Annotated in this window: 13 protein-coding genes; 4 read left to right on the forward strand and 9 right to left on the reverse strand. The window is 73.9% G+C overall.

Going from position 1 to position 15125, the window contains the following annotated elements; all coding sequences use genetic code 11:
- Positions 1–44 precede the first annotated feature (44 nt).
- Genes ACF07V_RS17825 through ACF07V_RS17840 form a run of 4 tightly spaced genes read right to left on the reverse strand, consistent with a single transcriptional unit; the run spans position 45 to position 4538 of the window.
- The gene (locus ACF07V_RS17825; RefSeq protein ID WP_392155126.1) at positions 45–728 is read right to left on the reverse strand and encodes an ABC transporter ATP-binding protein; all 684 of its coding nucleotides are present in this window, start codon (positions 726–728) and stop codon (positions 45–47) included.
- Positions 728–2467: an ATP-binding cassette domain-containing protein gene (locus ACF07V_RS17830; protein ID WP_392155127.1), complete on the reverse strand. Its 1740-nt coding sequence runs from the start codon at positions 2465–2467 to the stop codon at positions 728–730. Before ACF07V_RS17830 ends, ACF07V_RS17825 begins: the two co-directional genes overlap by 1 nt.
- Complete coding sequence (locus tag ACF07V_RS17835; protein ID WP_392155129.1) at positions 2464–3702, reverse strand: ABC transporter substrate-binding protein; 1239 nt, start codon at positions 3700–3702, stop codon at positions 2464–2466. The genes ACF07V_RS17830 and ACF07V_RS17835 overlap by 4 nt, the downstream gene beginning before the upstream one ends.
- Entirely contained in the window at positions 3663–4538 is an 876-nt protein-coding gene (locus tag ACF07V_RS17840; protein WP_392155131.1) for a branched-chain amino acid ABC transporter permease, read from the reverse strand. The genes ACF07V_RS17835 and ACF07V_RS17840 overlap by 40 nt, the downstream gene beginning before the upstream one ends.
- Before the next feature lie 164 nt (positions 4539–4702).
- On the opposite strand from ACF07V_RS17840, the gene ACF07V_RS17845 reads away from it, so the two are divergent.
- The gene (locus ACF07V_RS17845; protein WP_392155132.1) at positions 4703–5662 is read left to right on the forward strand and encodes a helix-turn-helix domain-containing protein; all 960 of its coding nucleotides are present in this window, start codon (positions 4703–4705) and stop codon (positions 5660–5662) included.
- Positions 5663–5780: 118 nt separating this feature from the next.
- Here the strand turns inward: ACF07V_RS17845 and ACF07V_RS17850 are convergent, their stop codons facing one another.
- Positions 5781–7814, reverse strand: a complete 2034-nt coding sequence (locus ACF07V_RS17850) for a calcium-binding protein (protein WP_392155134.1) — start codon at positions 7812–7814, stop codon at positions 5781–5783.
- A 236-nt stretch (positions 7815–8050) separates the two neighbouring features.
- Here ACF07V_RS17850 and thpR point away from each other — a divergent pair, with 236 nt between their 5' ends.
- Complete coding sequence (gene thpR, locus ACF07V_RS17855) at positions 8051–8668, forward strand: RNA 2',3'-cyclic phosphodiesterase (protein WP_392155135.1); 618 nt, start codon at positions 8051–8053, stop codon at positions 8666–8668.
- Here the strand turns inward: thpR and ACF07V_RS17860 are convergent.
- Entirely contained in the window at positions 8629–9549 is a 921-nt protein-coding gene (locus ACF07V_RS17860) for a GNAT family N-acetyltransferase (RefSeq protein ID WP_392155136.1), read from the reverse strand. The two genes, thpR and ACF07V_RS17860, sit on opposite strands and share 40 nt — an antisense overlap.
- Positions 9550–9620: 71 nt before the next feature.
- Entirely contained in the window at positions 9621–10208 is a 588-nt protein-coding gene (locus tag ACF07V_RS17865; protein ID WP_392155138.1) for a hypothetical protein, read from the reverse strand.
- 146 nt (positions 10209–10354) lie between these two features.
- Between ACF07V_RS17865 and ACF07V_RS17870 the strand changes: the two genes are divergently transcribed.
- Together ACF07V_RS17870 and ACF07V_RS17875 are read left to right on the forward strand one after the other, a co-directional pair.
- Complete coding sequence (locus tag ACF07V_RS17870; protein WP_392155139.1) at positions 10355–10534, forward strand: hypothetical protein; 180 nt, start codon at positions 10355–10357, stop codon at positions 10532–10534.
- A gap of 111 nt (positions 10535–10645) precedes the next feature.
- On the forward strand, positions 10646–11200 hold the full coding sequence (locus ACF07V_RS17875; RefSeq protein WP_392155141.1) for a DinB family protein: 555 nt from the start codon (positions 10646–10648) through the stop codon (positions 11198–11200).
- Positions 11201–11215: 15 nt separating this feature from the next.
- On the opposite strand, the gene ACF07V_RS17880 is transcribed toward ACF07V_RS17875, so the two are convergent.
- Together ACF07V_RS17880 and ACF07V_RS17885 are read right to left on the reverse strand one after the other, a co-directional pair.
- On the reverse strand, positions 11216–13996 hold the full coding sequence (locus tag ACF07V_RS17880) for a hypothetical protein (RefSeq protein WP_392155143.1): 2781 nt from the start codon (positions 13994–13996) through the stop codon (positions 11216–11218).
- Entirely contained in the window at positions 13993–15114 is a 1122-nt protein-coding gene (locus ACF07V_RS17885; RefSeq protein WP_392155145.1) for an AAA family ATPase, read from the reverse strand. Before ACF07V_RS17885 ends, ACF07V_RS17880 begins: the two co-directional genes overlap by 4 nt.
- Positions 15115–15125 lie beyond the last annotated feature (11 nt).

Raw genomic sequence — 15125 nt, forward strand, 5'->3', positions numbered from 1 at the left:
CCAGGTGGGAAGGGTCGGACGGGCCCCGGGCCTGTCCGGGGCGGTCAGCTGACCGCGAGGATGTCGTCGAGGCGGGCGCGCAGACCGGGTCCGTTCGGCGCGTCGAGCACGATCCGTCCGGCCTCCATCGCCACGACGTGCCGGCTGTGGTCGAGGAGTGCGCCGGCGTGCTGGTCGACGAGGAGGACGGCCGTTCCGGCGGCGGCGATCGCGCCGAGGGCTTCCAGGACGTCGGCGACCACGGAGGGCTGGAGTCCCTGGGTGAGTTCGTCCACCGCGATGAGGCTCCGGCCCGCGAGCATCGCCCGGGCGATGCCCAGTTGCTGCTTCTGCCCGCCGGAGAGCGTGCCGGCCTGCTGCCCTGCGCGGTCGGTGAGGAGCGGGAAGACGGTGTACGGGTCGACGGCCGGGACGGTGTCGCGGCGGCGGGCGAGGCGGAGGTTCTCGGCGACGGTGAGCGCGGGGAACACGCCCCGGTCCTCGGGCATCAGGGTGGCGCCGGCCCGGGCGAGGAGTTCGGGGCGGCCCGGGGGCACGTCGTGTCCGTCGAGGGTCACGCGGCCGCCGTGCCGGTCGGCGAGACCGAAGACGGTCCGCAGGAGGGTCGTCTTCCCGGCGCCGTTGCGGCCGATCAGGGCGGTGATCTCGCCTCCCCGCACGGTCAGGTCGGCCGGCCGGACGACGGCGGCCTGCCCGTATCCGCCGGCGAGGCCGGTCAGTTCGAGCATCAGCGCGCTCCCAGGTAGGCGGTGCGGACGGCGGGGTCGGCGGCGACCGTGTCGAGCGGGCCGCGGGCGAGGACCTGCCCTTCGGCGAGGACGACGACCTCGTCGGCGAGCTCGCGCACGATGTCCATGTCGTGCTCGACCACGAGGAGGGCGCAGCCGGTGCGCCGGTTGACCTCGCGGAGTTCGCGGGTGAGGCGGCGTGCGTCGTCGGGCCCGAGTCCGGCGGCGGGTTCGTCGAGGAGCAGCAGCCGGGGCGCGGCGGCGAGCACCATGGCGAGCTCCAGGCGGCGGCGGTCGGCGAGCGGGAGGGTGCCCGCCGGCCGGAGTTCGTCCTCGACGAGGTCACGGAACTCCGCGGGGGGTTCGACGGGTTCGGGTGCCTCGATGCGGGCGAGGCGGAGGTTGTCGGCCGGGGAGAGTTCGGCGACGACGCTGGGGATCTGGAACATCCGGCCGACGCCCAGTCCGACCCGGCGGTGGACGGGCAGCCCGGCGGCGTCGGTGCCGAAGAGCGTCAAGGTCCCGGCGTCGGGGGCGAGTTGTCCGGCGACGACGTTCAGGAAGGTGCTCTTGCCGGCGCCGTTCGGGCCGATCAGGCAGACGCAGCGGCCGGCTTCGACGGTCAGGTCCACGCCGGAGAGCACCTGGACGGGGCCGAAGGACTTCCGGATGCCGGTGACGGCGAGCGGGGTGGACTCCTCGTGCGCGGGTGCCGGGGTCGTACGGCTCCGGGGGCGGCGGGCCGCGGCCGGCAGGCGTACGTCCGGTCCCGGGCCGGCCAGCCATCGGCGCGGGGCGGCGGTGAGTCCCGCGGGCGCCACCTGGACGACGAGCAGGAACAGGGCGGCGAGGGCGAGGAGGTACCAGCCCTGCCAGGTGGAGCCGAGGTACTGCTGGCCGACGGTGACGGCGAGGGCGCCGGCGAACGGCCCCACCGTGGACTCGCGGCCGCCGAGGGCCAGCCAGATCAGTACGGAGGTCGACAGGCCGAGGCCGAAGACCTGCGGAGACACCAGACCGGCCACGGGTGCGTACAGCGCTCCGGCCAGGGCGGCGACGGCCGCGCTCGCGGCGAAGGCGGTGGCGCGCACGCGGGTGCCGTCGACACCGCTCTGCGCGGCCCGCTCGGGGTTGCGGGCGGCCGCCGTGAGGCGGGCGCCGAACCGGCCCCGTACGAGCAGGAGGCCGCAGACGGCGACCACGGCCGCGACGGCGCCGAGGGTGACGTAGTAGGAGGTCACGACGTCGGGTCCGGAGACGGACAGTCCGTTGGTCCCGCCGGTGACCGGGGCGAGGGTGGTGGCGGCGCGCTGGAGCAGGAGTCCCACGCCGATCGTCAGGAGGATCAGCGGGGTGTCGGGGACCGGGGCGGCGAGGCCGATGCGGACGACGGGCAGGGCGATCACCACGGCGGCGACGACGGCCGCGGCGACCGTCAGGCTCTGCGGGAGGTGGTGCTCCTGGCCGAGGGCGACGGCGTACGCGCCGAGTCCGAAGAAGGCGGCGTGTCCGACGCTGAGGAGTCCCGCCCGGCCCCAGCTCAGGTCGAGGCCGTAGGCGAACAGGCCGTGGCACAGGCCGAGGGTGAGGGTGGCGACGGCGAAGGCGTCGAGGCCGAACGGGGCGGCGAGCAGGGCCACGGCGGCGAGGCCGGGAAGGGCGAGGCGCAGTGCGCGCCGTACGCCCTCTGCGGGGGCGACGCGGGCGGCGGGCGCGCCCGGCGCGGCGGGGACGGTCACGCGCAGCCCTTCTTCGGGGTCCTGTCGGCGACCATGGGGTGGGTCCGGGTGACGGTGTAGGCGCCGTCGCGGCCGATGGTGACCTCCCGCATGTCGGCCTGGAGCACGTGGTTGGAGGCGTCGAAGCGGGTGCCCTTGCCGAGGGGGCTGTCGAAGGAGAGTCCGCCGATCGCCTTGTTGACGGCCCCGGGGTCGTTCGAGCCGGCCTTCTCCGCGGCGGCCAGGAGGAACTTGACGCCGAAGTAGGCGTTTCCGGCGACCTCGGGGATGGGTGCCTTCCACTGGTGGGCGGCCCGGTAGTCCTTCACGAAGGCGAGGCTCTCCGCGTCGTCGAGGCGGTCGCTCCAGCGCACCGTGTGGGTGCGGCCGGCCACGAGCTCGCCGAGCGCGGGCTGGAAGTCGGCGTCCAGGGAGGCGCCCTCGAAGCCGAGCTCCGGGGTGAGCAGGCCGAACTGCTGGCCCTGCTTGCCGAAGGTGACCGCGTCCGCGCCGACGACCATGGAGAGCACGGTGTCGGGCTTCGCGGACTTGAGCCGGCCGATGACCGGCTGCCAGTCGGTCTGCCCCAGGGGGCTGTACTCCTCGGCGACGACGGTGCCGCCGGCCTTCTTCACCAGCTCCCCGGCGACACCGGCGTAGAAGTGCGGGTAGTTGTAGTCGGAGCCGACGAGGGCGACCTTGGTGCCGTACTTCCGGATCAGTCCGGGGACGGTGGGGGTGAGCATCTGCCGGGTGGACTCGCCGAAGCCCCACTGGTAGCCGAAGCAGTGTTCGGTGTCGCCGAGTATGGCGGTGCCGAAGGGCACGTGCGCCTCGTCGGCGACCCTGCCGACCGCTTCGGCGGTGTCGCCCGTGATGGTGCCGAACAGCATCGTGACCTTGTCCTGGCGGACGAGGCGGCGGGCGAGCTGGGTGGAGTTGGCGGGGTCGCCGGCGTCGTCCACCACGACGTACTCCACGGGGCGGCCGTGCACGCCGCCGTCGGCGTTGACCTTCTTGACGGCCAGTTCGAGTCCGTTGCGCAGGGCGGTTCCGACCTGGGAGACCGGTCCGGTGAGCGGGACGATCACGCCGATCTTCACCGGTCCGCCGGTGGCCGGGGCGTCGTCGCCGGACAGGGCCGCGCCCTGGCAGCCGGTGAGCACGAGGGCGAGGGTGCCCGCCATCGCGAGTGCGGTGGTCCGGGGCGCGGGCGTCATGCGGCGCTCGCGGGGGCGGGGGTGCGACGGAACCATGGGGAGAACCTTCCGATCCAGGGGCGCGAGCGCAGGGCGGCGATCGCGACGACGACGGCGTAGAAGAGGGCTTCGGCGAGGGTGTCGGAGAGCCAGGTGCGCAGCAGGACCGACAGCGCGGAGATCAGCAGGGCGGCGCCGGCGGCGGTGGCCAGGGCTCCGGGGCGGCTGAGCAGCAGGCCGAAGAAGACGGGGACGAGCAGGCCGAATCCCATGCTGGGGTTCACGGCGAGCACGGGGCTGTAGAGGGCTCCGGCGAGGACCGCGAGCAGGCCGCCGACGGCGAAGGCCGTGGCGCGCATGCGGCGCGGGTCGGTGCCGAGTAGCGCCGCCATGGCCGGGTTGTCGGCCACGGCCCGCAGCCGCAGTCCCCAGTCGGTGCGGTGGGCCGCGAGCAGGACGAGCGCGATGACGGCGATCGCGGTCACGGCGCACACGAGCCGGTACGTCGGGTAAGGGGTGCCGAGGACGTCGAGGGTGCCGTCCACGGGTACGGCGACGGTGCGCGAGGTCCCGGTGAAGAGGAGTTCGGCGCCCTGCCGCAGGGCCATGCCCAGGCCCCAGGTGACCAGCATGGCGGCCAGGCCGTCGGAGCCGGGGCGGCGCAGCAGCAGCCGCTCGACGATCAGGAGCAGGGGTGCTCCGGCGGCGAGGGCGAGCAGGGTGCGCAGCCCGAAGGGCGCGGCGGTCGCGGTCGCGGCGACGTAGGCGCCGGCCATGGCCAGGTCTCCCTGGGCGAGGTTGACCACGCGGGTCGCCGCGAAGATCACCGCGATGCCGACCGTGAGCAGGCCGTAGAGGCCGAACTGGCCAAGGATGGCCAGAAGTACATCCATCTGTTACCGCCTCTGTGCTTCCGGGTGCAGCGGGGACTCTGCGAGCATCTGGCAATCCCGCGGCGGGCACTGGTACGGCAGCGCAGAGTTCTGTGCCCGCAGTGCGCGGACCGGACGGCGCGAAGGGTGCGTGCGGTGCGGGCAGGGGGCGGGAGGAGCACGGCATGCGGGTGGAGCGGCGGGACGACGGCAATCTGGTCTTCGGCTACCTCGACACCGCTTCCGCGGACCTGTCGGGCGCCTCGGACACGGTGCTCGTCCGGGCCAGGGCGGGCGACGAGGGGTACGCCGCCGACATGCGGCCGAGTCGTTTCGGTGCCCTGAGCGGCTGCGACATCAGCGGGGAGCAGGAGATCCGGGTGATGCCCCGGCCCTCCCCCGCGGCGCCCCGGCCGGGGCATCTCCTCGGGCTGCTCGTGTCGGGGCGCGGTGAGCTGGAGCAGGACGGGCGCCGGGCGGCGCTCGCGCCGGGCGACTTCGTGCTCTACACGGGCGCGCGGCCGTTCCGCCTCGAGCTCGGCTCCTCGCACCGGTACTTCGTGCTGTCCCTGGACGCCGGTACGGCGGGGCAGCTGGCGCGGGCGGACGGCGCGGTGACGGCCAACGCGGAGCTGCCGCGCTCACCGAGCGGGCGGGTGCTCTCGGCGGTGCTCGGCGAACTGGCGGAGCGGGCCGGTGGGTTCGGGCCGCTGGCCCGCCGGGACATGGGCGAGCACGTGTCGGCGATCCTGCGGACGCTGCTGCGCGAGACGGGCGGCGCGGGTCCGGCTTCCGGCACGGGGTCGGTGGGGGCCCTGGAGCGGATCCTGGCCTACGTGGACGAGCGGCTCGCGGAGGACCTGTCGCCGGGGACGATCGCGGCGGCGCACCACATCTCCGTACGTCATCTGCACGCGCTCTTCCGGGAGTCGGGCGTGACGGTCGGCGATCACGTACGCCGGCGGCGCCTGGAGCGGATCCGCCGGGACCTCCTCGACCCGTCGCTCGCCCACCTGCCCGCGTACGTCCTGGCGGCGCGCCGGGGTCTGGGCGAGGCGAGTCACTTCAGCCGGGTGTTCCGGGCGGAGTTCGGCCTGTCGCCGCGCGCGGTACGGGAGCAGGCGAGGGCACGGCCGGAGCCGTGACCGCGGTCCGCGGTGCCGGAGCCTCCCGTACGTCACCGTGCCGTGAGGACCGCCGCGTCGCCGCGGCCTCCGGGTGCCGTCGCCGTGTCGCGGCGACGGCACCCGGAGGAGGGTGGGGTCAGGGGCAGCTGATGCGGGAGTCGCCCGGGTCGGTGGTGCAGGTGTCGGTGCCGGAGCCGCCGTTGGCGATGTCGTTGCCGGAGACGCCGTCGGTGGTGGTCAGGCGGTCGTTGCCGTAGTAGCCGGTCAGGGTGTCGTTGCCGGGACCGCCGTCGAGGGTGTCGTCGCCGAAGCCGCCGTCGATGTTGTCGTTGCCGTAGCCGCCGTGGACGGTGTCGTTGCCGTAGCTCGCGCGGATGGTGTCGTTGCCGCCGAGGCCGCAGACGACGTCGTTGGAGTAGCCGCCGTTCAGGGTGTCGGCGCCGCTGGTGCCGATGATGGTGCAGCCGCGGGAGTTGTTGACCGAGGTGCTGGCGCCGGCCGTGTTGCCGGGGGTCACCGGGTCCGGCTGGGTGGCGCTGACGCCCGCCGTGTTCGTGAGCGTGCCGGTGGCCCGGGGTTCGGCCGTCACCGTGACGATGGCACCGGCGCCGGGGAGGAGGGAGCCGAGGGCACAGGTGGCGCCCGTCGCGGTGGTCGTGCAGGTGCCCTGCGACGGGACCGCGGAGACGAGGGTCGCGCCGGCGCCGGAGAGCGTGTCCGTCAGCGTGACGCCGGTCGCGGTGGCGGTGGAGGACGCCGCGTTGGTGACCGTCACCGTGTAGGTGGCGCGGTCGCCGATGCTCACCGTGCCCGTACCGGACTTCGTCACCGACAGGTCGGCGTACGGCGGGAGCGTACCGTCGCCTCCCTGGTAGCGGGCGAGGGCGAAGGCGAAGCCCGCCCCGTACCCGGCCGCGACGATCTTGCCGTCGGGCTGGACGAGCACGCCGCGGGCCTCGTCGAAGTCGTTGAAGCCGGTGACCACGAAGCCGTCCCCGCCGAAGCCGGTGTCGACGGTGCCGTTCGGGTTGAAGCGGGCCAGGCCGAAGTCGTTGGCCTCGGAGCTGTTCGGGTCGTCGGCCCGGCCGGCGAGCACGATCTTGCCGTTCTGCTGGAGCGCCATGGCGTACGCGAAGCCGCCGTCGCCCGGGGAGTTGACCGAGGTGCGCCCGCCCGTGCCGAAGCCCGTGTCGGGAGTGCCGTTGCTGTTGTAGCGGAGCAGGGCGTAGCCGGCGCCGCCGGAGCCCGCGGCGAGGATCTTGCCGTCGGGCTGTACGGCCACGGCGTTGCCGAACTCGGTGCCGCCGAAGTCGGCGGTGACCATGCCGTCCCCGCTGAAGGTGGTGTCGAGGGTGCCGTTGCTGTTGTAGCGGGCCACGCCGATGTCGAAGGCGGTGTTGCCCACGTAGCCGACGGAGACGATCTTGCCGTCCGGCTGGAGGGCCGTGCTCCGGGCGATGCCGCCGCCGTCCTGGGGCGAGGTCGGCGTGAAGCCCGCGACCACGGCCCCGTCACCGCCCAGGGTGGGGTCGAGGTTCCCGCTGGTGTCGAGGCGTACGAGCGCGAAGCCGCCGCCCGCACCCTTGCCCGCGGCGATGATCCTGCCGTCCGGCTGCACGGCGATGTCGGAGCCGTCGGCGGAGCCGCCGAACTCGTCGACGCGGACGAGGCCGCCGTTGCCGAAGCCCGCGTCCAGGGTGCCGTCGGTGTTGTAGCGGGCCACGGAGAAGAAGCAGCAGCCTCCGCCCTCCTCGGCGATCACCTCGGTGGTGCCCGCCACGACGATCTTGCCGTCCGAGGGCTGGATCGCGACGGCGTTGGCCGAGTGGAAGCCGCCGCCGAAGTCGCTGGTCGTCGTGCCGTCGCCGCTGAAGGTGGTGTCGAGGCCGCCGTCGGTGTTGTAGCGGGCGAGCGCGAAGCCCGCCTCGCTCGTCCCCACCACGACCAGCTTTCCGTCGGCCTGCCGCACGATGTCGTGGCCCTCCGCGTACCCGGTGACGGGCGTCGTCACCCGGCCGCCGGTCCCGAAGGCCGGGTCGAGGTCCCCCGGGGCGGCGAGGGCGGTACCGGGCAGGGCGAGAACGAGCGCGAGCCCGAGCGCGGCCGGCGCCCCGGCCCTCCCGCCGGGTCTGCGGCGCCGTGCCGCCGCGCGGAGAAGTGCGTGGGTCATGGGTGGACGAACCTCCGTCTTCGAAGGTGGACAGGGGGCAGCGCACAGCTTCGGCCCGGAGCGCTCCCCGGCCGGGCGGGCCGTGCCGCGCTGCGCCCCACTGGCCCTCGGGGAACCACCCCCGCGGGGGAGCGTGTGGAGGGGGCGCGGGGCGTCCCCGCCGCAGGTGGCGGCCGGCGCACCGCGTACCCTCGCCTGCGAAGGCTGCGGGACGCACGGTGGGTAGGGAACAAAAGATGGCTGAGGTGCCCGGGCGGGGTACGGAGTCCGGCGACGAGGACGGGGCGCGGACCTCGACCGTGCGGGTCTTCGTCGCGCTCGCCCCGCCGGACGACGCGAAGGACGAGCTGGCGCGCGAGCTGGGCCCGGCGTACGAGGCGTACCCGCGGATGCGGTGGAACCGGATCGAGGACTGGCACATCACGCTGGCGTTCCTCGGGGAGCTCCCCGTGGCGACCGTCCCTCTGCTGCGGCCGCCGCTGGCGGCGATCGCGGCAGCGCACCGGCCGGTGGAGCTGGCGCTGCGCGGCGGAGGGCACTTCGACGACCGGGTGCTGTGGAGCGGGATCGACGGGGACCTCGACGGACTGCACCGGATCGCCACCGAGGTGCGGACGGTCGTCAAGGAGTGCGGCATCCCCTTCGAGGACCGGCCGCTGCGGCCCCACCTGACGCTCGCCCGGGCCCGCCGCGACGATCCGGCGTCCGTCCTGGAGGTGGCCGCCGGGCTCGCCGGGTTCACCGGCCGCCGCTGGCCCGCCGCGCGCCTCCACCTCGTCGGCAGCGACTACGGCCGGGGCCCGGGCCCGATCCGCTATCGCGACATCGAGTCCTGGGCCTTCGCCCGGCGGTAACCGTGGGTACGGCACTCGCGGGTGAAGCCCAGCGAGCCGTACAGCTTCGCTGCCGGGAGGTTCTCGGCGTCGTGGTTGACCGTCACCCGACGGAGGCCGAGCTCCGCCATGCGCCGCATGGACTCGGCCATCACCGCCCGGGCCAGTCCGAGGCGACGGAAGGCCCGGTGGGTGCCGACGGGCTCGAAGTGCCCCAGCCCGTTGCGTTCGTCGACCCAGAGGACGGTGTACGCGCCGATGCGTCCGTCCGGGGCCTCGGCCACGATCTCGCGGGCCGGGTCGTAGCCGGGCCGCGTCATCATTCCGTCCCGGTAGGCCGCGCCCGTCCAGTCGGAGCCGAACGAGGCGTTGCGCGCCTCGGCGAGGGCTTCGGCGTCGTCGAGGGTCGCCGGACGGACGGTGAATCCCTCGGGCACCACCACGGCGGGGAGATCGGTCAGGCCGCGGGTGTTCACGTCGTCCCAGGTCCGGAAACGGGTGAAGCCCACTTCGTTCAGCAGACGTCCGCGGATCGTGTCGGTCTCGAAGAGGTCGGTGAGGACGTACTCCTCGTCGTCCGCCATGTGCCGTGCGGTGGTGTCGGCGGCGAACCTCAGCATCGCGCGCTCGGTGTCGGTACCGCGCAGTTCCGGCGCGCAGAACGCGTCGAACGCGGCGCCGAACCGAAGGCAGAGGGTGACACCGCCGACCCGGCCGTCGTCCTCGTGCTCCCAGACGTGCACCAGGTCTCCGACGGGCAGACCGCGCAGGTTGTCGTAGACGCGGTGCGGGAGCTCGCCCACGTGGTCGTAGGCGTCGCGGCCGGCGGTGGCGATCCACTCCGCCACGGTCTCCTGGAGGCGGGGCATGTCGGAGTCGAGGAAGGGCCGTGGTGTGAACATGATCGTCTTATAGCCGGGCCGCTCGGGACGGTACAACCGGGTTTCCACCCGGCCGGGACGAGAAGCCGAGGTCAGCGGCCGTACAGGTCGCGGCAGAGGCCGGCCGCGCCCATCGGGGCCTGGATGGACTCGGCCTGGTGGCAGAGGCGCCGCATCTCGGGCGGTCGGGCATCCGTCTGCCGGTGCGGGCGAGCGGCGCCGGGCCGGTGGTTCTGCGGAGGGCGCGGCACGGTCCTCGTGGCGGGCTTCCTGTTCGCGAGTTTTCCGTTCGAGGACTTCCGGTGCGTGGGCTTCCGGTGCGTGGGCTTCCGGTGCGTGGGCTTCGCAGACTTGTTCGGGGTGGTGTGGGGGCGGTTCGGGGCCGCCCGGTGAGCGGGTGGGCGGTGGGCGGTGCGCGCCCCGGCGGACGCGTCGGCCGCCTTCCGGCCGGGCGCCTCGGCCGTCCGGGAAGCCGGCCGGGGGTCCGTGGTGCCGAGGGCCTCGCGAGCGGCGGGCTCGGTGAGGACGGGGGCGGGGAGAGGGGCGGGGGGACGGTCGGCGGCCGGGGCGAGTCCGCCGGGGCGGGGCGGCGGAGCCGGAGCAGGACCGTGCGGGACGGCCACGCATCCGGTGGCGAGGAGCGCGATGAGCAGGAGGGACGCGGTGCGGCGGGCGTGCATGGGAGCCACGGTGCCCGAGCCTCGACGGGCAGGGGCGGCGGCTCGGCCCGAGTCCACCGTCACGAGTGAACCACCACGGTGCGTGGACGGACGGGTGCCGCCGTGTGCGACCCGGCGGCGCGCCCCCGTACGGCCCCACGCTCGCGGTGACGGACTCCGTCCGGATCGTGGTCGGTTCGGCGGGTGACGCGGGTGACGACGGGCCGTTCGACTCGGCGGTGAGCGACGCGGGCCGGGTGACCGTGCGGGCGCCGGGCCGGGTGCGGCTCACGCCGGCGGCCTCGCCGACCGTGCTCCGGAGGACCCTGTCGTTCTGCACGACCTGACCCGGGGCACGGCCGTGCGGCCGCCCGGGGCGGGATGGCCGCACGATGGGGCCCCGCCGGGGCGGAACAATTCCATGGCGGGCCCGCGGCCTCGCCCGCGAGGATGGGCGCATGAATGATCATCCCGAGCGATGGAGCCGGGCGACGGTCTACCCCGACATGTGGGCGGACCCTGCCGACGACCCCCGTGACAACGGCGAGGCCCCGGAGGGCGAGCTCGCGACGCTCCAGGACTTCCTCTCCGGATACCGTCTGACCCTGCGGATGAAGTGCGAGGGCCTCGATCCGGAACAGCTGGCCCGCCGTTCCGTTCCGCCGTCGACGATGTCGCTGCTCGGTCTGATCCGGCACCTCGCCGAGGTGGAACGGGACTGGATCACCTGGATCACCGGTGAACCGCTGCCGAAGGTGTACGGCGGGCGGGACGCGGACTTCCACGAGGCGGTCGCCGACCAGGCGGTGGTCGACGCCTCGTACGCCGATCTGGAGCGCGAGCAGGCCGCGGCCGACGCCGCCCTCGCCGAGCACCCCGACCTGGGCGAGCGCCTCCCGAAGGACGGGATCGCGGTGCGGGAACTGATGGTGCACCGGATCGAGGAGTACGCCCGCCACTGCGGGCACGCCGACCTGTTGCGCGAGTGCGTCGACGGACGGGTCGGCCAGTAGCTGACCGGGGTCGGGTCATCGGGCCATGAGGACCGCCAGTGCGTCGGCCGTGGCCGGGTGCGCGGCGAGGAGGGCCGCGCCCGTCTCCGCCGGGGCGTTCGTCGTGGTCCATCCCTCCGCCGAGCCGAGGAGCTCCGCGAGGGCGTCGCAGGTCGCCGGGTGGGCGGGAAGGAGTGCCGCTCCCCGGGCGGCGGTGCCCGCGGGGAGGGCGGGCGGCGCGGCCGGTGGGGTGTGCCAGGGCGGGACCCAGGCGTCCAGGGCCGCGAGCCGGGCCGGGAAGATCCGTCCCGCCTCGCGGATGAGCAGCGGAGCCAGTTCCGACGCGTTCGAGCGGAGGGTCGTGATGAGGACCGGGAGCCACGGCAGCAGTACGGGGTCGGGCAGGCGGCCGAAGGCGTTCGACACGGCTTCCACCACCACGTCCGCGAGGCCCGGCACCGGCTCCAGGGCGTGCACGAAGCCGCTGAGGTAGCGGGGATAGGACGGCACGACGAGGGGGTTGGCGAGGAGCTCGTCGCAGCGTGCCCGCAGCTCGCCCCGGGAGAGCGTGCCCAGCTGCACCTGCGCCGCCCACAGCAGCGCCGTCTTCGCCGGGTCCTCGGGATGCGCCTGGGCGACGGCCAGCTCCAGCTGGGTCCGGTCGCAGCCCAGGGAGAGCACGAGGCTCTCCATGCTGAACAGGAAGCCGAGCATCGCCGCGACCTGTCCCACCGTCGCGTCCTCGTCGCGGAACGCCGTCGGCAGCAGCGTGCAGTAGTGCGCGTAGCCGGTTCTGACGAAGGACTCGATCCACGACGGCAGCACCGGCTCGCTGGTGCGGTAGTGGGCGAGGAGTCCGCGCACCCGGCGCAGGACCTCCGGTGCACCGTCGACCGTACGCTCGCCCGCCAGGACGTCGAGGGCTCGGGTGCCGAGCTCCGCGGCGAGACGCCGGCCGCCCAGATGGAGCGTGGCGTCCTCGACGGCGGCGAGGACCTCGGCGGTCGTCGCCTGCGGCCCGTACGCGGTGCGGCGCAGGCGCTGCTCCAGGACCTGTTCGAGGCTCACGCCCTCGTAACCGAGCTCGATGAGGGCCCGTTGGTGGGTGCCGAGGGCGAGGTCCCAGGACTCCTGGATCGACCGCTCGCCGAGCCGCAGCTCCCCCATGACGGGCCGTGCGGCGCCGCCCGGCATCAGGCGGCGCAGCATCCACAGGACGTCCGAGCAGGCCCGCAGTTCGGGCCGGGAGGTCATGTCGAGGAGGGCCCGGCGGACCCCGCGCTGCTGGAGGTTGAGCTCCAGGGGGGCGAGCCGGTCGTGGACGTCGCGGGCGAGCGGCGGCAGGGCCTCGTAGCCGACCTGGCCGATCCGGTCGCCGCCCATCATGATCTCGACGAGGCGGCGCACGTCCCGGCGCCCGGGCACGCTGTCCTTCTCGATGCAGGTGACCGCAGCGTCCTGGAAGTCGTACGGGGTGGGCTTGGCCCGGTCGCGCATCCCGGCGAGCAGGATCGAGGTCTCGAAGACGGCGATCGCGTCGGCGGTGGAGGCCAGGTAGCCGTTGCGGCGGGCGGCGCGGACGATGTCCACGGACCAGCCGAGCAGTTCGGTCTCGTCCAGGGCGTCGAGGACCGGCGGCCGCTGGAGGAAGCCGGAGAGCCGGTCCTCGGCCGGCGCGGCGGTCCCGGGGAGGGCGGCCGGCCCGGTGGTCTTCGCCGCCGTCCTCTTCGTGCCGGCCTGTCCGTCGAGGCGGTACGGCTTCACCCGCGTGCGCTTGAGGTTCTTCGTCCACTGCGTCGCGGCGATGGAGACGGAGCCGGAGGCGAGGCCGAACTGGTCCTCGATCGCCGCGTTGCTGGAGGGGATCAGACCGTACTGCCAGGTCGTGGCCGTGCGCGGGGAGATCTCGAAGCCGTCGCTGCCGTGCACACCGAACTCGTCGACACGGCTGGCCGCGTGGAAGGCGCCGCAGACGTAGAGGCAGTCCGCGGGGTCGGTGCCGGTGGCGGCGAGGTGCTCCCGCATCCGGGTCCACATGTGGCGCTCGCGGTCCTCGTCGACGCGGACGCGGTCCCCGTCCCCCGGGGCGAGCCGCCGGAAGAGGCTGCCGATGAGGAACATGACCTGGCGGTAGGTGTCGTGGTCGCTGTCGCCGAGCGGCACCTCGACGTACTGGTGCCACCACTCCGACCAGTGCCGCACCTTGCCGTGGCGCAGCAGGTGCTCCTCCAGTTCGGCGAAGCGCGGTCGCAGGTCGCCGATCTCGACGCCGACGGCCTCGCCGTGGAGTGCTGCCTCGTCGCCGCCCTCCGCTCGGGCGTCCGGCTCGTCGGTGCGATCGTGCCGGGGGTCCCACTGGAAGACGTGGTCGGAGGAGCGGTCGACGAGGACCAGTTCCACGCCGGGGGTGTCGAGGGCGTAGGCGATGGCCTGGTACTCGGCGGAGGCCTCCGTGACGGGGGCGACGACGGACAGCGGCGCCCAGTCGGGCGGGAAGCCGTCGATGTCGCTCGCGAACGCCTGCACGGCGACCGGCAGCCGGCAGTTGCGCAGCTCGGTGAGGAGCGGCGCCATGTCCTCGCACAGCTCCAGGTAGACGACCCTGGGCTGCTTCTCGCGCAGCCGGCGGGCCATCGCGAGGGCCGAGGCGGGCGAGTGGTGACAGACGGGGAAGATCTCCAGGGGTTCCGCCACGGCGCGGTCGACGTCGTCGACGAGGCCGAGGAGAATGCCCTCCAGGGCGTCCGCGCCTCCGGCGAACTCGGCCGCCGCTTCGTGGAGTTGACCGCGCAGGGCGGTGAACTGGGTTCCGGTCACGACAGCTTCGCGATCGCTTCGCGGCCGCCCTCGAGGAACTCGGGCCAGGAGCCGCCCTCCTCCTTGCCGCGCGGCTCGACGACGCCGTGCAGGTACTTGTTGAGGATGGCCAGGTCCTCCGGTTCGCGTCGGGCGAGTGTGCCGACCAGGGAGGCGGCGAGGGCGCGGGCGGTCAGGGTGCGCTCGCCGAAGAAGTTGCTGTGCAGGATGGAGTCCTCGAGGACGCCGATCTGCTCGGCGGTCGAGAGGGCGGACTCCAGCTTCTCGTCGTCGCTGCCGGCCGCGGCGGCGGAGGCCCGCAGGTCGGCGAAGCTCTGGAGGAGGACGTCGAGGAGGGTCGGCGGCACGTCCAGTTCGATGGCGTGCCGGCGCAGCAGCTCCTCGGTGCGGAAGCGCACGATCTCGGCCTCGCTCTTCTTGTTCGTCACGACCGGGATGCGGACGAAGTTGAAGCGGCGCTTGAGTGCGGAGGAGAGGTCGTTGACGCCCCGGTCCCGGCTGTTGGCGGTGGCGATGACGGAGAAGCCGGGCTTGGCGAAGACGATGTTCCCGCCGTCGGCGCCGTCGAGTTCGGGGACCGAGATGTACTTCTCGGAGAGGATCGAGATGAGCGCGTCCTGGACGTCGCTGGTGGAGCGGGTGAGCTCCTCGAAGCGGCCGATGGTGCCGGTCTCCATCGCGGTCATGATCGGCGAGGGGATCATCGACTCCCGGGACTGGCCCTTGGCGATGACCATGGACACGTTCCAGGAGTACTTGATGTGGTCCTCGGTCGTGCCGGCCGTGCCCTGGACCACCTGCGTGGAGTTGCGGCTGATCGCGGCGGCGAGCAGTTCGGCGAGCCAGCTCTTGCCGGTGCCGGGGTCGCCGATGAGGAGCAGGCCGCGGTCGGAGGCGAGGGTGACGATGGAGCGCTCGACGAAGCTGCGGTCGCCGAACCACTTCTGCGCCACCTCCCGGTCGAGGCCGTCGGCGCGCTCGGAGCCGAGGACGAAGAGGCGGACCATCTTCGGGGAGAGCCGCCAGGAGAAGGGCTTGGGGTTGTCGTCGATCGACTCCAGCCAGTCGAGTTCCTCGGCGTACTTGATCTCGGCGGGAGCGCGGAGCAGGTCGGACATGCGAAGGGCCT

It is taken from the genome of Streptomyces sp. NPDC015661, assembly GCF_043077765.1.
Lineage (GTDB): Bacteria > Actinomycetota > Actinomycetes > Streptomycetales > Streptomycetaceae > Streptomyces.